Below are 17,006 nucleotides of genomic sequence, written 5' to 3'. Positions count from 1 at the left end.
GATCGGCGGTTACATCTTGTCGGTGACGGCCGTGGTCGTCGCGCCTTCCGGCTCCCTGGTGATGACCGGGTCGGAGCCGCCGCTCAAGAGCGTCATCACGGTGCGCTGATAGTCCGCCGGGTCGAGCCGTCCGTCGGCCCCTTCGGTCAGCTTGTTGATCTCGCGCATCATGCGGCGCTGGTGCTTTTCGGTCTGCGCGCCGGTGGCGTCGTTTTCCAGCACGATGTCGGCCGCCTCGTCCGGGTTCTCCCGCGCATAGGCCCAGCCCTTCATCGAGGCGCGCACAAAGCGGGCCATCTTGTCGACGAAGGCCGGGTCCTCGAGGTTCTCCTCAAGGACGTAGAGACCGTCCTCCAGCGTCGCCACGCCCTGATCCTCGTATTTGAAGACGACGAGCTCACTCTCGGGAATGCCGGCGTCGATGACCTGCCAGTATTCGTTGTAGGTCATGGTTGAGATGCAGTCGGCCTGCTTCTGCAGCAGGGGATCGACGTTGAAGCCCTGCTTGAGCACCGTCACGCCGTCGTCGCTGCCGTCGGTGGGAATGCCGAGCTGGCTCATCCAGGACAGGAACGGATACTCGTTGCCGAAGAACCACACGCCGAGCGTCCGGCCGCGGAAGTCCTCCGGCTTGGTGATGCCCGTCTCCTTCAGGCAGGTCAGCATCATGCCCGACCGGGCGAAGGGCTGGGCGATGTTGACCAGCGGCACGCCGCGTTCGCGGCTCGCCAGCGCCGACGGCATCCAGTCGACGATCACGTCGGCCCCGCCGCCGGCGATCACCTGCGGCGGCGCGATGTCCGGGCCGCCCGGCTTGATCGTGACGTCCAGGCCTTCCTCCTCGTAGAAGCCCTTGTCCTTGGCCACGTAATAGCCGCCGAACTGGGCCTGGGTGACCCACTTCAACTGCAAGGTGACCTCGTCGGCCGCCTGTGCCGGCCCGAAGGCCAGGGCGAGCGCGGCCGCGGCAAGCAATGTCCGTTTCATCTGCTACTCCCTCTGGTTTCGGCCCCGCCGCCCGTTATCCCCGGACTGACGGATGCCAGAAGGTGACCCAGCGTTCGACGAGGGCCACCAAGCCGTAGAAAAGAGATCCGGCGAGCGCCGCAACGGCGATCGACGCCCAGACCATGTCGACGTTCATGCGCCCCACCTCGGTGGAGATGCGAAAGCCCATGCCGACAATCGGCGTGCCGAAGAATTCCGCAACAATGGCCCCGATGAGGGCAAGGGTCGAGTTGATTTTCAAGGCATTGAAGACGAAGGGCATGGCCATCGGCAGCCGCATCTTGAGCAGGGTCTGGCGATAGTCTGCCGCATATGTGTGCATCAGGTCGTGCTGGATGCGATCCGCCGCGGCAAGCCCGGTCACCGTGTTCACCAGCATCGGGAAGAAGGTCATCACGATGACCACCGCCGCCTTGGACGGCCAGTCGAAGCCGAACCACATGACCATGATCGGCGCGACGCCGATGATCGGCAGGGCGGAGACGAGATTGCCCACCGGCAGCAGCCCGCGCCGCAGGAAGGGCACGCGGTCGGCGAGGATGGCGACCAGAAAGCCCGCGGTGCAGCCGATGGCGTAGCCGATCAGAACGCCCTTGAGGAAAGTCTGCTGGAAATCCGCCCAGAGGATATGCGGCGACACGAGTATCCGGTCCCAGATCATCGCCGGCGGCGGCAGCAGCACCTTCGGCACGTCGAAACCGACGACCAGGATCTGCCACAGGATCAAGAGCCAGATGCCGAAGGTGAGCGGGATGGCGAGGGCCACCGCCCGGCGCAGCCCCGGCGCGCGCGGCTCGAGCGCCGCCATTTCCTCCACCGACAGCCAGGCCATCGCCCAGGCGACGACGACACAGGCCCAGAACGCCCCGCCGGCCGCGCCCGGATGCCCGCCGATCAGCCCGATCAGCGCGGCGGCCAGTCCATAGGACACGACCCCCAGCGCAAGACAGGCGAGCGCACCGGTCAGCCGCTTCAGCCGATAGGCGGCAAGCACGAGCAGGGCCGCGACCGCGCCGAGCAGCACCAGCGGCACATCGACGAAATCGCGCCGCACCCCCTCGCCGTCGATCACGGGAAACAGGAAGCCGACGACGACGAGCAGAAGCGCCCCGGTCGACAGCACCAGCGCAACGGGACCGAGGCGCGCGGCCCCCGACGGGACGGCGGCGGACGACGCGGCGGGAGACGAGGTCACGGGCGCGCTCATGTGGCCATTCCCATGCGCTTGAGAACAAGCTTTTCCGCCGCCCCGATCAGCGAGACGAGGCCGGCGGCGAGCACGGCGGCGACGATCAGCGCCGACCAGATCTGCACCGTCTGCCCGTAGTAGGAACCGGCCAGCAGGCGGGCACCCAGGCCCGCGACGGCGCCCGTCGGCAGTTCGCCGACGATGGCACCGACAAGGCTTGCCGCGACGCCGATCTTCATGGAGGCGAAGAGATAGGGCATGGCGGAGGGAAGCCGCAGCTTCCACAGGGTTTGCGAGGTGCTCGCGGAATAGGTCTTCATCAGATCGAGCTGGATGAGTTCGGGCGCGCGCAGCCCCTTCACCATGCCCACCGTGACGGGGAAGAAGGAGAGATAGGTGGAGATGAAGGCCTTGGGCAGCAGGCCCGAGATCCCCACCGCGTTGAGAACGACGATGATCATCGGGGCGATCGCCAGGATGGGAATCGTCTGCGAGGAGATCACCCAGGGCATCAGGCTCTTGTCGAGCACGCGCGAATGCACCACGCCGATGGCGAGCACGATCCCGAGCGCGGTTCCGAAGAGGAAGCCGAGCAGGGTCGAGGACAGCGTGATGCCGCTGTGATAGACGAGGCTGCGCTTCGAGGTGACGCTCTTTTCCGCCGTCGTCTCCCAGATCTCGACGGCGACCTGATGCGGGGCGGGCAGCACGGGCCGGTCCTGCGCCAGCGTGTCGGCGATCAGCCGCGTCAGCGGCACGTCGGTCTGGCCGGCGCGCTCGTAGATGCCCTGCTGAAACGGCGTGTTGAGAAGGACGGCGGCGCCGTACCAGATCGCGACGATGGCCGCGACGACCACGAGCACGGGCCCGGCGGTGCCCTGCATCAGGCCGGCGAGGGGGGAGCGGGCGGGAGGAGACAGCGTCGTCGAGGTCATGCCGCGTCTTGCCTCCGCTCGAACCAAGTCTCCACGGCCTCAAGCAGCGCGGCCGCCGCGGGCGGCTTCAGCGCCGCGCCGAAGTGCACCGTGCGTCCGTCGCAGTCGAAGGCGATCGCCCCATAGGCCCCGACCGGAAGGCCGAGGCCCTCGTGCTGTTCCGCATGCTGGGGAACCTCGGGTTGCGGCCTGTCTTCGACACGGCGCAGCTCGCGGACCTGCCCCGCCGGGTAGTGCCAGGAGCGGGCGATGAAGGGCAGGACGAGGCGCTTCGTCACCGTGTCGTCGCGCAGGATCAGGACCTCGCGGCCCAGGACCATCCAGATCATCGACAGGAAGGTCGCGAGCCAGGCCAGCGTCAGGATCGCGGCCCAGACGGACAGGGTGAACTGGACGAAGACCGGGGCCTCCATCGGCGCGGTCATCAGCGACAGGGACAGATAGCCGGCGAAACTCAGGCCGAAAAGCCACAGACCGAGGAACACGAGGCCGGGCCCGTTGCGGGTCGAGGCCACCTCGATCCAGGTTCCGACGGCGTCGGAATAGATGCTCAGACGGCCGATCTTCCGGGTTTCGCCGGTCATGCGGCCACCTCCTTTCGCGCAAGCCAGGTTTCAAGAGACGCGAGCAGGGCATCGCCCGCCTTGGGCCCGAGCGCGGCCCCGATATAAACGGTCTGTCCGTCGTGCTCGAAGGCGACCGCGCCATAGCGCCCGAGCGGAAAGCCGACCCCCTCGTGCTGGGCAATGTCGGGATCGCCGGTCTCCTCGTTGCGGCGCGGGTCGGACACAAGCTCCGCCGCATAGTCGCGGGTGATCCCGACCCAGGGCAGGACCAGCCGCTTGGTCAGCACGCCGTCGCGCAGGATCAGGATCTCGCGGCCGGCGAGCATCCACACGATGCCGGCGGCAATGGCGACCCAGCCGGCGGCCCAGAGCGAACACCACACGGCGATGAAGACGGAGAACGCCGGCGGCCCGCCAAAGGAGCCAAACAGCATGGACACCGACACGAAGCCCGCCATCGACCAGCCGGCCAGCGCGATCAGCAGGAACACCAGGACCGGCAGGGGGCGGCGGGCCGTCACCTCGATCCAGGTGCCGATCTCGTCGGTGTAGATGGACAAGCGCCCGAGGCGCTTCGTCGTGCCGGACGTCGATGCGGCTTGCACGGTGGGCATCTGCGACGCTGCGCTCATGAAGCCGCCTCCCGCGTCGCCCGCTCCACGCGCGCAAGGATCGCCTCGCGCAGGGTCTGCGCCTGCTCCAGCGTCACGCCGGAGACCAAGCGCTGCGGCGCGGCCCGCTCGCTCTTGATCTCCAGACCGAAGCCCGGCCAGTCGACGGGCTTCGCCTTGGCCTTTCCGTATTCCGTCTGCAGCAGCGCGACGTTGGACAGTGCCGACAGCGGCCAGCTCCGCCTCGGACCCAGGGGCACCGCGCCAATCCCGGGAAGCAGAAGCATCGCGGCGACCTCCACGTGCGGTCCGAGACGCACGAAGATCGAACCAAAGTTCGCCCGCGCCAGCTCGTAGAGCATGTAGCCGAGCAGGCCGACCATCGCGGCGGTGACGATATCGAGATGCGCGCGGGCATAAATCACCGTGGCGACGGCCAGGAAGCCCACGGGCAGCAAGGCAAAAGCCGTTGCGAGCGGCTTCTGCCGTGACAGGACGGTGAAGCGCTCGCCATCGCCGTCGCGCGCCCGCGTCATCCGCGTCGCCCGCCAGCCGACCCGGAATCGCACCGCCTCAGCTGTCATGGGCCCCTCTCCGTCGGCATGTCTCAGTCGTCATAGGAATGCCCCGCCCGAAGACCCTCGCGCACGCGATGCGCGATTTTCAGGAACTCCGGCGTCTCGCGGATGTCGAGGGTGCGGTTGCGCGGCAGGTCGCTTTCGATCACGTCGTAGATGCGACCCGGGCGCGGGAAGAGCACCACGATCTTGGTCGACAGGAACACCGCTTCCGGGATCGAGTGGGTGACGAAGACGACGGTCTTGTGGGTCTTGTCCCACAGCTTCAGGAGCTGTTCGTTCAGGTGATCGCGCACGATCTCGTCGAGCGCGCCGAAGGGCTCGTCCATCAGCAGCAGATCGGGATCGAAGGAGAGCGCCCGGGCAATGGAGGCCCGCTGCTGCATGCCGCCCGACAATTGCCAGGGATACTTGCGCTCGAAGCCGGCGAGATTGACCAGCTCCATGTTCTTCGCGATGCGCGCCGCGCGCTCTTCCCGGGAAAAGCCCATGATCTCCAGCGGCAGGGCGATGTTGTCGGCAATCGTCCGCCAGGGATAGAGCGCGGCGGCCTGAAAGACGTAGCCATAAGCGCGCGCCAGCCGCGCTGCATCCGGGCTCATGCCGTTGACCGAGATGGTGCCGCCGGTCGGCTGCTCCAGATCGGCGATGACGCGCAGAAGCGTGGTCTTGCCGCAGCCCGACGGCCCGATGAAGGAGACGAAGTCGCCCTCCTCGATGGTCAGCTCAATGTCCGACAGCGCATGCACCGGACCGTCGTTTGTCTGAAAGGTGAGCGACAGCTTGTCGATGTCGATGACGGATCGGCACCCCGCCGTCGCCGCTGCGTCGTCCGTGGTGGTCGCGTGTCCCTGGCTCACTCGTGTCTCCGTCCGCATGCCGCATAATCGCGGCGGCCCTCGGCATTGAGGGCCGCCCCGGGTCTCACACCCCGCTGACGGGAATGCCCGTGCGCTCCACCTTGCGTGGCGCGGTGAGTTCCTTCCAGGTGGACAGCGCGGCATTGACCGCCTGGAACGGCGTGCGCTTGACGAATTTGCCGTGCCCCTGCTTGTCGATCACCTTGCCGTCGTCGAAGGCGAGGCGTCCCCGCGTCAAAGTGAAGCGCGGAAGCCCCTTCACATGCTTGCCCTCGAAGACGTTGTAATCGATGGCCGAGACCTGATTGGCGGCCGCGATCGTCTTTTCCTTCGCCGGGTCCCAGACGACAATGTCGGCATCCGCGCCGACCAGGATCGCGCCCTTCTTGGGGTACATGTTGAGGATCTTGGCGATGTTCGTCGAGGTGACGGCGACGAATTCGTTCTTGGTCAGCCGACCCGTCTCGACGCCGTGGGTCCACAGCATCGGCATGCGGTCTTCCAGACCGCCGGTGCCGTTCGGGATCTTGGTGAAATCGCCGATGCCGGTGCGCTTCTGCTCCGTGGTAAAGGCGCAATGGTCGGTCGCCACCACCTGCAAGGAGCCCGATTGCAGGCCGGCCCAGAGGCTGTCCTGGTGCTTCTTGTCGCGGAAAGGCGGCGACATCACCCGCCGCGCCGCGTGATCCCAGTCCGGATGCCGGTACTCGCTGTCGTCCAGTGTGAGATGCTGGATCAGCGGCTCGCCGTAGCAGCGGATGCCGTTCTGCTTGGCCCGGCGGATCGCCTCATGCGCCTGCTCCGAGGAGGTGTGCACCACATAGACCGGCACGCCGGCCATGTCGGCGATCATGATCGCGCGGTTCGTCGCCTCGCCCTCGACTTCCGCCGGACGGGAATAGGCGTGCGCTTCCGGCCCGTTGTTGCCCTCGGCGAGCAGCTTTTCCTGAAGCTGGGCGACCACGTCGCCGTTTTCCGCATGCACCATCGGCAGCGCGCCGAGCGCCGCGCAGCGCTGGAAGGAGGCGAACATCTCGTCGTCCTCGATCATCAGCGCGCCCTTGTAGGCCATGAAGTGCTTGAAGGTGTTGATGCCCTTCTCCTTCACGACCGTCTCCATCTCGTTGAAGACCTGCTCGCTCCACCAGGTGATCGCCATGTGGAAGGAATAGTCGCAATGGGCCATCGTCGACTTGTTGTCCCACATCTGGATCGCCTCGAGCAGGGACTGCTCCGGCGCCGGCAGGCAGAAGTCGACGACCATCGACGTGCCGCCGGCCAGGGCCGCGCGCGTGCCGCTGTCGAAATTGTCGGTCGAATAGGTGCCCATGAAGGGCATTTCCAGATGCACATGCGGGTCGATGCCGCCCGGCATCACATAGCAGCCGGTCGCGTCCAGCACCTCGTCGCCCGAAAGGTTCGGGCCGATCTCGACGATGGTGCCGTCCTCGATCTTCACGTCGGCCTCATAGGTGAGATCGGCGGTGACGACCGTGCCGCCCTTGATCACTTTGCTGGTCATCTCTGGTCCCCTCTTTCGTCTTCATACCGCGCGGCCCGTTTCCGGGCTCTTGGATTGCCGCGGTCTAGTGCTCCTCAGAATGCGCCCGGCCTCCGCCCGTGCAGGCTCCCCGATCCCGGATCTCGCTGACGCTCGTCCGGGATGACGTCGGAGCGGGTTTCCTCCATTTCCGCGTCCTCCCGGGCAAGGCGAAGCCGCGACCCGGGATCGGAGAGGCACGGCAATGCCGCATCAGGCACAACGCAAGTCCCTCACTCCACAATCTCCGCGCTCTCCAGCACCGCGTGCAGCAGCACGTCGGCGCCGGCGGTCGCCAAGTCCTTGGAGATCTCCATTGCTTTACATCGCCATGGCCAATGGCGGGTCACCGGGTCATTGCCGCTTTCGGATCGACTCTCCGGCTGTTCGAATCCGATGCGCACCCGACGATTCTCATCGGATGAACGTGCAGGAGAGCAAAGCGTCAGGGAGCAAATGTCGTCCTCGAACCTGACAAAGCGGATTTCAGACCTCGACCAGGCCGAGCCGTCTTTCAACCCGCGCCAGCCGCTCGTCCATCCGATCGACGCGCGTCGAAAGGCTGGCATATTGCGCCTCGAGTATCCCAAGTCGGGTCTTGATCTCGCGAAGGTCGTCGGAGTGGCGCGCAAGCGTGCCCTGGATCGCCTTGAGCGTTTCCAGCAGCAGCTCGTTCGTGACGCCCTCGCGGGGATCCACGGCCATAAGGCTCGCCTTTCGTGGTGCAACCGGGGGATCATAGGCTGATTTCCCTCACTCCACAATCTCCGCGCTCTCCAGCACCGCGTGCAGAAGCACGTCGGCGCCGGCGGTCGCCCACTCCTTCGAAATCTCCTCCGCCTCGTTGTGCGACAGCCCGTCGACGCAGGGGCACATGATCATCGAGGTGGGCGCGATGCGGTTGATCCAGCAGGCGTCGTGGCCGGCGCCCGAGACGATGTCCATGTGGCTGTAGCCCAGCCGTTCGGCGGCCGAGCGCACGGCAGTGACGCAGCCCTCGTCGAAGGTGACGGGGTCGAAGTGCCCGACCGGCTCGATCTCCAGCGAAAGCCCCAGGTCCTCGGCGATCTTCGGCGCGCGGTCCTCGAATTCCGCCTTCATGCCGTCGAGAATCGTCTGGTCGGGCGAGCGGAAGTCGATGGTGAAGACCACCTTGCCCGGGATCACGTTGCGGGAATTGGGATAGACGTCGCAGTGGCCGATGGCGCCGACCGCGCGGGGCTGATGCCTCATGGCGATCTCGTGCACCAGCTCCGTCAGGCGCGCCATGCCGAGACCGGCATTCCGGCGCATCGGCATCGGCGTGGAGCCGGTGTGGCTGTCCTTTCCGGTCACCGTGACCTGCAGCCACCACAGGCCCTGGCCGTGGGTGACGACGCCGATGTCCTTGCCTTCCGCCTCGAGGATCGGGCCCTGCTCGATGTGCAGTTCGAACATGGCGTGGATCCTGTCCTTGCGCGATCCCACCGGCTCGTCGCCGACCCAACCGATGCGTTTCAGTTCGTCGCCGAACGCCTTGCCCTCGGCGTCGACGCGACCGTAGGCCCAGTCCTGGTCGTGCATGCCGGCGAAGACGCCCGAGGCCAGCATGGCCGGGGCGAAGCGGGTGCCTTCCTCGTTGGTCCAGTTGGTGACGACGATCGGCCGTTTCGTCTTGATGTCGAGGTCGTTGAGCGTGCGGATGAGTTCCAGTCCGCCGAGCACGCCGAGCACGCCGTCGTATTTGCCGCCCGTCGGCTGGGTGTCGAGATGCGAGCCGACGTAGACCGGATCGGCGTCCGGATCGGTGCCCGCGCGCGTCATGAACATGTTGCCCATGGTGTCCACGGCCATGGACATGCCGGCCTGTTCGCACCAGGCCTGAAACAGCTTGCGGCCCTCGTTGTCGGCGTCGGTCAGCGTCTGGCGGTTGTTGCCGCCGGCGACCCCGGGTCCGATTCTGGCCATCTCCATCAGGCTGTCCCACAGCCGGTCGCCGTCGATGCGGATGTTCTTGGCCGGTGCGTTCATGTCTGCTCCCTTCCGGTGGTGATGCCTTGCGGTGGCGCTTGTGCCCGCCGGCTCCCCCCGACGGGATGCCTGTCAGTCTGTCGAACGCCCTAGTCCATGTTCGGGAAGGTGTAGACCGCCCCGTCCTTGATGCCGGCCGGCCAGCGGGTGGTCACCGTCTTCAGCCGGGTGTTGAAGCGCACGCCTTCCGCGCCGTAGATCGAATGATCGCCGAAGAGCGAACGCTTCCAGCCGCCGAAGGAGAAATAGGCGACCGGCACCGGGATCGGCACGTTGATGCCGACCATGCCGACCTCGATGCCGTCGGCGAAGGCGCGCGCGGCGTCCCCGTCGCGGGTGAAGATCGCGGTGCCGTTGCCATATTCGTGGGAATTGATCAGATCGAGCGCCTCGTCGTAGCCGCCGGCGCGCACCACCGACAGCACCGGGCCGAAGATCTCCTCCCGGTAGACCGTCATGTCCTTCGTCACCCGGTCGAACAGCGTGCCGCCGACGAAATAGCCGTTCTCGTAGCCCTGAAGCGAGAAGCCGCGCCCGTCGACGACCAGTTCCGCGCCTTCCTTTTCGCCCTGGTCGATGTAGCCCAACACCTTGCGCATGTGGGCGTCCGTCACCAGCGGCCCCATCTCCGCGTCCGGATCGGTGGCGGGGCCGATCTTGAGCCCCTGCACCCGGGGCTTGAGCTTTTCGACCAGCCGGTCGGCGGTGTCCTCGCCGATGGGCACGGCGACCGAGATCGCCATGCAGCGCTCGCCGGCCGAGCCGTAGCCCGCGCCCATCAGCGCGTCCGCCGCCTGATCCATGTCGGCGTCGGGCATGACGATCATGTGGTTCTTCGCCCCGCCCAACGCCTGCACGCGTTTGCCGTGGGCGGTGCCGGTCGCATAGACGTATTCCGCGATCGGCGTCGAGCCGACGAAGGAGATCGCCTTCACATCGGCATGCGTCAGCAGGACGTCGACCGCCTCCTTGTCGCCGTGCACGACATTGAGCACCCCGTCGGGGAACCCGGCCTTCTGGAAGAGATCGTAGACGACCATCGCCGCCGACGGGTCGCGCTCCGACGGCTTGAGGACGAAGGTGTTCCCGCAGGCGACCGAGATCGGATACATCCACAGTGGCACCATCGCCGGGAAGTTGAACGGCGTGATGCCGGCGACGACCCCGAGCGGTTGACGGTCGGAATAGCTGTCGATGGCCGGGCCGACGTTGCGGGCGAATTCGCCTTTCAGCAGATGCGGAATGCCGCAGGCGAACTCCACCACCTCGATGCCGCGCGCGACCTCGCCCAGCGCATCGTCATGCGTCTTGCCGTGCTCCGCCGAGATCGCCCGCGCGATGTCGTCGGCATGGGCGGACAGAAGTTCCTTGAAGCGGAACATGTGGCGCGCCCGCTTCATCGGCGGCGTGTCGCGCCAGGCGGGGAAGGCGGCTTTCGCCGCCGCGATCGCCTCTTCCACCTCCGCGGCCGTCGACAGGCCGAGGGTCGCGGTCTGTTCGCCGGTCGCCGGGTTGAAGACGGGCGCGGTGCGGGCGGAACGGGAGGCGACGCGGGCGCCGCCGATGGCATTCTCGATCACGGTCATGAACGAACCTTGCGGGTTGAACGGCTCTTGTCCGGTCAGTCGATGCTCTCGAGCACGCTGCGCAGCGTGTCGACCAGCTGATCGATCTGACCCTTTTCGATGATGAGCGGCGGCGACAGGGCGATGATGTCGCCGGTCGTGCGGATCAGCGACCCGGCCTCATAGGCCTTGAGAAAGGCGGAGAAGGCCCGCTTCGTCGGCTCGCCGGCGATCGGCTCCAGTTCCACCGCGCCGATCAGGCCGATGTTGCGGATGTCGATGACGTGGCGCGTTCCCTTGAGCGAGTGCAGGGCGTCGGCCCAGTAGTCCTCCAATTCCGCCGCGCGGGTCAGCAGTCCCTCCTCCTCATAGGTGTCGAGGGTCCCGAGCGCCGCCGCGCAGGCGACCGGATGGCCGGAATAGGTGTAGCCGTGGAAGAACTCGATGAGATGCTCCGGGCCGGTCATGAAGGCGTCGTGAATGTCGCGGGTGCAGAACACCGCGCCCATGGGGATCACGCCGTTGGTGATGCCCTTAGCCGTCGTCACCAGATCCGGCATCACGCCGAAATGCTCCACCGCGAAGGGCGAGCCGAGACGGCCGAACCCGGTGATCACCTCGTCGAAGATCAGCAGGATGCCGTGCTGGTCGCAGATCGCGCGCAGCCGCTCCAGGTACCCCTTGGGCGGGATCAGCACGCCGGTGGAGCCCGCGACCGGCTCGACGATCACCGCCGCGATGGTCGAGGGATCGTGCAGCTGCACCAGCCGGATCAGCTCCTCGGCATACTCGGCGCCGCTCTCGGGCTGGCCGCGCGAATAGGCGTTGCGCTCCAGATCGTGGGTGTGGCGGATGTGGTCGACGCCGCCGAGCAGCGTGCCGAACATCTTGCGGTTGGCGACAATGCCGCCGACCGAGATGCCGCCGAAGTTGACCCCGTGATAGCCGCGCTCGCGGCCGATCAGCCGCGTCCGCGATCCCTCGCCGCGCACCCGGTGATAGGCCAGCGCCATCTTCAGCGCGGTTTCCACCGATTCCGAGCCGGAATTGGTGAAGAACACATGGTCGAGCGGGGTCGGCATCAGCGCCGACAGGCGGGCGGCCAGTTCGAAGGCGTGCGGATGGCCCATCTGGAAGGCCGGCGCGTAGTCGAGCTCGGCGACCTGGCGCTGCACGGCCTCGGTGATCCTCGGCCGGGCGTGGCCGGCGTTGCAGCACCACAGGCCGGCGGTCCCGTCCAGCACGTCGCGCCCGTCGGCCGTCTTGTAGTACATGCCCTCGGCGCCGACGAAGAGGCGCGGGTTCTGCTTGAACTGCCGGTTCGCGGTGAACGGCATCCAGAAGGCGTCGAGATTGTTGGTGTTGAGCGCGGGCTGCGACATGGATCCTCCGAAACCCCTTGCGCGCGGCGCACGCGGGGTCTTGCGTCTTGGTGATGCGAGTGGCCGCACGGGTGCCATGGCCAGGATCCATGCACTCCACGTGCCGTGCCGGGCCGCAGCCTAGCACCGCCTCTCGTTCCCCGTCTTCCCGCAGATCGCATTCACATGCCGGCGATCACACCCCGCGCCGGATCGGCGGGAGCGGACCTGATTGCGCGGCACATGCGCGGCTGCGGCAGAGCCCCGCGCGATGGGCGCGAAAGCCTTTCGGACCGCGACCTTGGGTCGTGATCGCGAACTGGAAGGGTGCGGCCGTCCGGTCTCGTTGATGTGGTGCCGGCGGTCCGTCGCGTGTTATCCATTGAGTCAGATCGAAAAACCTGACCAAATGGTCAAATCGAGCCTAGGAACGCTTGACCATCCGGTCAAGATCATTTTTTGGCCGACCTGCCGAATTGATGACCAGAGCCGATGCGCCCCACCGAAAAACCCGCAAAGAGCGCGATCCGGGCAGAAAACGAACGCGCGATTCTCAAGGCGGCGGAAGAAGTCTTCGCCGAACGCGGCTTTCGCGGCGCGACGACGGGCGTGATCGCCGACCGGGCCGGAATTCCCAAGGCCAACCTTCACTATTACTTCCCCACCAAGGAAGCGCTCTATCGCCGTGTGGTGGAGCACATCTTCAACGTCTGGCTGGATGCCGCCAACACCTTCGACGAGAGCGACGATCCGGTCGCGGCGCTGAGCGCCTATATCTCCGCCAAGATGGATATCTCCCGCGCCCATCCGATGGGCTCCAAGGTGTGGGCGAACGAGATCCTGCACAAGGCGCCGGTGATCCAGGATTATCTGGAAACGACGCTGCGCGAATGGACCGCCTCGCGCGTCGCGGTGATCGACCGCTGGATCGCCGACGGAAAGATGGCGCCGGTCAACCCTCACTACCTGCTCTACATGATCTGGGCGACCACCCAGCATTACGCCGATTTCAACCACCAGATCGACACGCTGAACGGCGGCGAGCCGCTCTCCGACGCGCAGTTCGAGGAGGCGAAACGCACCGTGATCGGCATCGTTCTGGCCGGTATCGGCGCGGTTCCGGCGCCCGCTCCCGGGTCGGGCCCGGCGGACGTCACGCGATTGCGGGAGGCGTGAGATGGACCGTCCCGACCCATCGAACACGCCGGGCGCGCCTACCCGATCCGACCGCACACCCCCGGCGCGTACCCGCATTCAGGAACGGAACCGCGCGCGCATCCTCGCCGCCGCGCTCACCGCGTTTGCCCGCTATGGCTATCGCGGCGCCCGCGTCGACCAGATCGCGGACGACGCGGGCATGTCGAAATCGAACCTGCTCTACTACTTCGGCTCCAAGTCGGCGATCTACAAGGCCGTGCTCGCCGACCTTCTGGAGCGCTGGCTCGCGCCCTTGCGCACGCTCGATGCCGACGGCGACCCGCGCAGCGAACTCACCGCCTATATCGACGCCAAGCTGCGGTTTTCCGCCGAGGAACCGGAAGCCTCGCGGCTCTTCGCCAACGAGGTGATGCAGGGCGCGCCGCAGATCCGCGACGTGCTGGAAGGCCCGCTCAAGGAGTTGGTGGAGGAAAAAGCGGAGGTGCTGCGGCACTGGGCGCGCGCCGGCAAGATCCGCGCCGTCGACCCGCATCATCTGATCTTCCTGATCTGGGCGACGACCCAGCACTATGCCGACTTCGCGCCGCAGATCGCCGCCCTCACCGGACGCGGCATCGAGGACGCGGGCTTTCGCAGGGACGCCCGGGAGACGCTTGCCACGCTGATCTTCGAGGGGCTGCTGCCGCGCGGCGCGGAGACGCAAGCGGACGACTGAGGCCGCGCCGGCGCTCGCGTTCCCCTAGGGCGTTGATCTCCCCTGCGGCCTTGATCTCCCCCGCGGCACGCGTATCCTCGATGGGGATCGGGCCGGCGCCTGCCGGTCCCGTCTCACGCGCGCGCCCGGACGACGGCTCTCCATTCTCTCGGCCCGCGCCTGCATGGAGCCCCGTCATGCGCCTGCCGATCCTTGCCGCGTCCCTCGCCCTCGCCGCCTCGCTCGCCCTCGCCCCCGCGCCGGCCCTTGCCGCGTCCTGCGGCAACGACGGCAGCGGGTTCAACGCCTGGCTCGCCGACTTCAAGCGCAAGGCGGTTCGCTCCGGCGTGTCACAGCGCACGGTCAATGCGGCGCTCGGAAATCTCTCCTACAATCGCAAGGTCATCCGTCGCGATCGCGGGCAGAAGTCCTTCAGGCTCAGTTTCGAGCAGTTTCTCGCCCGCCGGGCGCCGCCGAGCACCATCGCCATCGGCCGCAAGCGGCTGCGCCAGCACGCGGCCGTGCTCGACCGGGTCGAGCGTCGCTACGGCGTTCAGAAGGAAGTGATCGTCTCGATCTGGGGGCTGGAGTCGGGCTTCGGCCGCTTCATGGGCGACATCCCGATCTTCTCCTCGCTCGCGACGCTCGCCTACGACTGCCGCCGCTCGGCCTTCTTCACCAACGAGCTGATGAGCGCGCTCAGGATCGCGGATCGCGGCATGATGCGGATCTCCGACATGAAGGGCGCCTGGGCCGGCGAAATCGGCCAGACGCAGTTCCTCGCCTCCAGCTACGAGAAATACGCCGTCGACTTCGACGGCGACGGACGGCCCAATCTGATCCGCTCCACCCCGGACGTCTTCGCTTCCACGGCGAATTTCCTGCGCCGGCACGGCTGGCGCAAGGGCGCGGACTGGTCGCCCGGCACCGCGAACTTCGGCGTGCTGCGCGACTGGAACCGCGCCAAGGTCTACCAGCGCACCATCGCCTACATGGCGACGCAACTGGCGCAGTGAGGGGGATCGGCGACGTTGACGATCAGGGCTCTGCGCCGCTCCGCGACACTTCCAACAGGATGACCCACGGTGTCTCGAAATCGAGCCTGAGCTCGGCAACCGGGATCCTTGATTCCGGCAAGGCCGCAGCGATGGTGTCACGGAACTCCGCCGCGATCAGCGCTTCCAGCTTCTCCAGGAGCCGCGAGCGCTCGATCAGGCTCGTAACTGTTGGCGAAAACGCACTGGAGACCAGTTCGACATTCGCCGCGACGCCAGCACCGTCAGGTGTCGGACGGAACCGCGTGGCAAAGCACACCTTGCTGTGCTCCTGCGCGATGCGCGTCTTCATCAGGTCGCGTCCCTGCACCAGGGCCTGCCCGAAGAGCGAGCTCGACAGCCCGTAGGTTCCCTTGTTGCAGAACCAGCGCTCATAGACAATGAACGGGCAGATCTCGAGCGTCTGCTCCACTTCGGCCGACGTATCGACCTCGTCGTCCAACAGGCTGCGGTCGATGGAGACGCCGCTCAGTGTCATCCGATCACCGCATTCCTGATAGGGCATCGATCGCGGGATCACCTCGCGCAATTCCTGCCGCAACTGGACGGTGTCAATGGAGACGATCTGCGTGGCCGACTCGTTTTCAGTCTGTGCAGGAGCCTCACGCGCGTGGCCGAATGTCGCCAGGACGGCGAGAGCGCCGATCGCGGTCCACCGTCTCATGGCTCTCTCGGCTCCCGATTCACGAGAATCAGGGCGGACACCGTGGCGACCTGCCGCTTCTCGATGAGTTTCTCATCGTCCGCCTCGATCGTCAGAAAGTGCAGGAAGCGAACGTGGTTCATCGCCGGAATGTCTATCGCATCTTCCGATATGAGATGCGTCAGCTCGGCGTAATAGGTTCCAGGCCATGGCTCCTGAAGCCGCACGGGACGTCCGTCGGCCACCGGACGGTTCAGGAACACCTGCAGGTCGTCGATCGAGCTGGCAAGTTCGACCTCCTCCCCACCCGCCGCCTGTATGGACACGCGGCGGACTTCGAGCACGAGATGCACATCGTGCTGTTTCCGCGCGCCTTCCACCCGATCCGGTGCTTCCTCGGGAGACGATCCGCCTGGCCCTTGCCGTCTTTCGGGCAAGCGATAGCCGTAGAAGGGAATGATCAACTGATCGTCGCCGGGCAGCGCACCTTCGAGCAGGCAATTGCCCTCGTCCGGCAGGTCAACGGGATCGGGGGTCGACGACGCGGCGAGGATGCTCTGCAGGAACGCATCGCGGCACCGTGGATCGAAGACCTGGATCTTTCGTTCGAGCCCGAAGGTCGCATGACCGTGAAAGGCCAATGTCGGGCGCTTGCGAACGAGCGTGTCGACGAAGCGCGGCAGATCGGCGTCCCTCATCTTGCCGCCGATTCCATCCTTCAAGACGGTCTCCGCGCCGTCGCGGATCGACGTGGCGAGGGATGAACTTGGTTTGGCAGCGGCCGCCGTGATCCAGGAGTCGATCCGGGCGTCGACAGCGCTGCGGATCGCGCTCGTCTCGACTGTTGCCAGCCGGTCGGTCACGTGCTGCTCGGTTCTGAAAAAATCGTGAGCGAGCGTGGAGATGACCCGGTCGGTCAGACCGTACTCGAACAAGCCGAGGACAAACAGGGCGACCGCGACGGCACTCCCGCCGCCCCAGAACGATTTCTGGCGCCAGAAGGGTCGCTCGAGATCGGCGAGGCGGGCAAGAGGCGTGCCCTTCTGGTCGTCCGCACCCAGTGCCTCGGTCGTCACGGCGGCTGCCCGCTCCGACATGGACTTCTCGGCGTCGACCGAGTTGAGCACCTCGCGCGCGACTTCGCGCGCGCAATCTCGGATGATTGCCTTCTGGCCCTCGTCGAAATCCGGCATGACAACTCTCGATAGGATCTCGCAACGAAGTGCACCCTAT

The 17,006-nt window shown here is 66.5% G+C and carries 18 protein-coding genes; 3 read left to right on the top strand and 15 right to left on the bottom strand.

The features are described 5' to 3' along the window. Positions 1–9: 9 nt before the first annotated feature. From ABL312_RS18585 to ABL312_RS18525, 13 genes are all read right to left on the bottom strand, one after another. Positions 10–987 (bottom strand): ABC transporter substrate-binding protein, encoded by a 978-nt coding sequence (locus tag ABL312_RS18585; protein ID WP_349358892.1) that lies wholly within the window; start codon positions 985–987, stop codon positions 10–12. 34 nt (positions 988–1,021) lie between these two features. Beyond that, positions 1,022–2,215 carry an ABC transporter permease gene (locus tag ABL312_RS18580; RefSeq protein ID WP_349358891.1) on the bottom strand — a complete coding sequence of 398 codons (1,194 nt, stop codon included), beginning with the start codon at positions 2,213–2,215 and terminating at the stop codon, positions 1,022–1,024. After that, positions 2,212–3,132, bottom strand: a complete 921-nt coding sequence (locus ABL312_RS18575; RefSeq protein ID WP_349358890.1) for an ABC transporter permease — start codon at positions 3,130–3,132, stop codon at positions 2,212–2,214. The genes ABL312_RS18580 and ABL312_RS18575 overlap by 4 nt, the downstream gene beginning before the upstream one ends. Continuing rightward, complete coding sequence (locus ABL312_RS18570) at positions 3,129–3,716, bottom strand: hypothetical protein (RefSeq protein ID WP_349358889.1); 588 nt, start codon at positions 3,714–3,716, stop codon at positions 3,129–3,131. Before ABL312_RS18570 ends, ABL312_RS18575 begins: the two co-directional genes overlap by 4 nt. Next, entirely contained in the window at positions 3,713–4,330 is a 618-nt protein-coding gene (locus ABL312_RS18565; RefSeq protein WP_349358888.1) for a hypothetical protein, read from the bottom strand. Before ABL312_RS18565 ends, ABL312_RS18570 begins: the two co-directional genes overlap by 4 nt. After that, on the bottom strand, positions 4,327–4,893 hold the full coding sequence (locus tag ABL312_RS18560) for a hypothetical protein (protein WP_349358886.1): 567 nt from the start codon (positions 4,891–4,893) through the stop codon (positions 4,327–4,329). The genes ABL312_RS18565 and ABL312_RS18560 overlap by 4 nt, the downstream gene beginning before the upstream one ends. 23 nt (positions 4,894–4,916) lie before the next feature. After that, positions 4,917–5,684 (bottom strand): ABC transporter ATP-binding protein, encoded by a 768-nt coding sequence (locus tag ABL312_RS18555; RefSeq protein WP_349361457.1) that lies wholly within the window; start codon positions 5,682–5,684, stop codon positions 4,917–4,919. Positions 5,685–5,811: 127 nt separating this feature from the next. Next, entirely contained in the window at positions 5,812–7,269 is a 1,458-nt protein-coding gene (gene hydA, locus ABL312_RS18550; protein WP_349358884.1) for a dihydropyrimidinase, read from the bottom strand. A 251-nt stretch (positions 7,270–7,520) separates the two neighbouring features. Beyond that, positions 7,521–7,691, bottom strand: coding sequence for a hypothetical protein (locus tag ABL312_RS18545; protein ID WP_349361488.1), 171 nt, complete (start codon positions 7,689–7,691; stop codon positions 7,521–7,523). A gap of 82 nt (positions 7,692–7,773) precedes the next feature. Further along, the gene (locus ABL312_RS18540) at positions 7,774–7,992 is read right to left on the bottom strand and encodes a hypothetical protein (RefSeq protein WP_349358883.1); all 219 of its coding nucleotides are present in this window, start codon (positions 7,990–7,992) and stop codon (positions 7,774–7,776) included. 48 nt (positions 7,993–8,040) lie between these two features. Then, positions 8,041–9,297, bottom strand: coding sequence for a Zn-dependent hydrolase (locus ABL312_RS18535; protein ID WP_349358882.1), 1,257 nt, complete (start codon positions 9,295–9,297; stop codon positions 8,041–8,043). Positions 9,298–9,386: 89 nt separating this feature from the next. After that, positions 9,387–10,883 carry a CoA-acylating methylmalonate-semialdehyde dehydrogenase gene (locus ABL312_RS18530; protein ID WP_349358881.1) on the bottom strand — a complete coding sequence of 499 codons (1,497 nt, stop codon included), beginning with the start codon at positions 10,881–10,883 and terminating at the stop codon, positions 9,387–9,389. 35 nt (positions 10,884–10,918) lie between these two features. Further along, positions 10,919–12,244, bottom strand: a complete 1,326-nt coding sequence (locus tag ABL312_RS18525) for an aspartate aminotransferase family protein (RefSeq protein ID WP_349358880.1) — start codon at positions 12,242–12,244, stop codon at positions 10,919–10,921. A gap of 471 nt (positions 12,245–12,715) precedes the next feature. Here ABL312_RS18525 and ABL312_RS18520 point away from each other — a divergent pair, with 471 nt between their 5' ends. The 3 genes from ABL312_RS18520 to ABL312_RS18510 all read left to right on the top strand — a co-directional run bounded on the left by ABL312_RS18520 (position 12,716) and on the right by ABL312_RS18510 (position 15,091). After that, on the top strand, positions 12,716–13,399 hold the full coding sequence (locus ABL312_RS18520) for a TetR/AcrR family transcriptional regulator (protein ID WP_349358878.1): 684 nt from the start codon (positions 12,716–12,718) through the stop codon (positions 13,397–13,399). 1 nt (position 13,400) lies between these two features. Continuing rightward, positions 13,401–14,096 (top strand): TetR family transcriptional regulator C-terminal domain-containing protein, encoded by a 696-nt coding sequence (locus tag ABL312_RS18515; protein WP_349358877.1) that lies wholly within the window; start codon positions 13,401–13,403, stop codon positions 14,094–14,096. 176 nt (positions 14,097–14,272) lie between these two features. Then, positions 14,273–15,091 carry a lytic murein transglycosylase gene (locus ABL312_RS18510; protein ID WP_349358876.1) on the top strand — a complete coding sequence of 273 codons (819 nt, stop codon included), beginning with the start codon at positions 14,273–14,275 and terminating at the stop codon, positions 15,089–15,091. A gap of 22 nt (positions 15,092–15,113) precedes the next feature. Here ABL312_RS18510 and ABL312_RS18505 read toward each other — a convergent pair whose 3' ends face one another. Both ABL312_RS18505 and ABL312_RS18500 read right to left on the bottom strand, forming a co-directional pair. Continuing rightward, entirely contained in the window at positions 15,114–15,794 is a 681-nt protein-coding gene (locus ABL312_RS18505; protein ID WP_349358875.1) for a hypothetical protein, read from the bottom strand. After that, entirely contained in the window at positions 15,791–16,966 is a 1,176-nt protein-coding gene (locus ABL312_RS18500; protein ID WP_349358874.1) for a hypothetical protein, read from the bottom strand. The genes ABL312_RS18505 and ABL312_RS18500 overlap by 4 nt, the downstream gene beginning before the upstream one ends. Positions 16,967–17,006 lie beyond the last annotated feature (40 nt).

Source organism: Stappia sp., from assembly GCF_040110915.1.
Classification (GTDB): domain Bacteria; phylum Pseudomonadota; class Alphaproteobacteria; order Rhizobiales; family Stappiaceae; genus Stappia.
Note: the sequence above shows the minus strand (reverse complement) of the source record. Positions and strands in the feature narration are given on the sequence as shown.

What these genes read in the sequence shown, in the direction of transcription:
- ABL312_RS18500 (WP_349358874.1), bottom strand. Translation starts at nt 16,966, where the DNA reads ATGCCGGATTTCGACGAGGGCCAGAAGGCAATCATCCGAGATTGCGCG.
- ABL312_RS18535 (WP_349358882.1), bottom strand. Translation starts at nt 9,297, where the DNA reads ATGAACGCACCGGCCAAGAACATCCGCATCGACGGCGACCGGCTGTGG.
- ABL312_RS18570 (WP_349358889.1), bottom strand. Translation starts at nt 3,716, where the DNA reads ATGACCGGCGAAACCCGGAAGATCGGCCGTCTGAGCATCTATTCCGAC.
- ABL312_RS18525 (WP_349358880.1), bottom strand. Translation starts at nt 12,244, where the DNA reads ATGTCGCAGCCCGCGCTCAACACCAACAATCTCGACGCCTTCTGGATG.
- ABL312_RS18540 (WP_349358883.1), bottom strand. Translation starts at nt 7,992, where the DNA reads ATGGCCGTGGATCCCCGCGAGGGCGTCACGAACGAGCTGCTGCTGGAA.
- ABL312_RS18565 (WP_349358888.1), bottom strand. Translation starts at nt 4,330, where the DNA reads ATGAGCGCAGCGTCGCAGATGCCCACCGTGCAAGCCGCATCGACGTCC.
- ABL312_RS18560 (WP_349358886.1), bottom strand. Translation starts at nt 4,893, where the DNA reads ATGACAGCTGAGGCGGTGCGATTCCGGGTCGGCTGGCGGGCGACGCGG.
- ABL312_RS18580 (WP_349358891.1), bottom strand. Translation starts at nt 2,215, where the DNA reads ATGAGCGCGCCCGTGACCTCGTCTCCCGCCGCGTCGTCCGCCGCCGTC.
- ABL312_RS18505 (WP_349358875.1), bottom strand. Translation starts at nt 15,794, where the DNA reads ATGAGACGGTGGACCGCGATCGGCGCTCTCGCCGTCCTGGCGACATTC.
- ABL312_RS18520 (WP_349358878.1), top strand. Translation starts at nt 12,716, where the DNA reads ATGCGCCCCACCGAAAAACCCGCAAAGAGCGCGATCCGGGCAGAAAAC.
- hydA (WP_349358884.1), bottom strand. Translation starts at nt 7,269, where the DNA reads ATGACCAGCAAAGTGATCAAGGGCGGCACGGTCGTCACCGCCGATCTC.
- ABL312_RS18515 (WP_349358877.1), top strand. Translation starts at nt 13,401, where the DNA reads ATGGACCGTCCCGACCCATCGAACACGCCGGGCGCGCCTACCCGATCC.
- ABL312_RS18530 (WP_349358881.1), bottom strand. Translation starts at nt 10,883, where the DNA reads ATGACCGTGATCGAGAATGCCATCGGCGGCGCCCGCGTCGCCTCCCGT.
- ABL312_RS18585 (WP_349358892.1), bottom strand. Translation starts at nt 987, where the DNA reads ATGAAACGGACATTGCTTGCCGCGGCCGCGCTCGCCCTGGCCTTCGGG.
- ABL312_RS18575 (WP_349358890.1), bottom strand. Translation starts at nt 3,132, where the DNA reads ATGACCTCGACGACGCTGTCTCCTCCCGCCCGCTCCCCCCTCGCCGGC.
- ABL312_RS18510 (WP_349358876.1), top strand. Translation starts at nt 14,273, where the DNA reads ATGCGCCTGCCGATCCTTGCCGCGTCCCTCGCCCTCGCCGCCTCGCTC.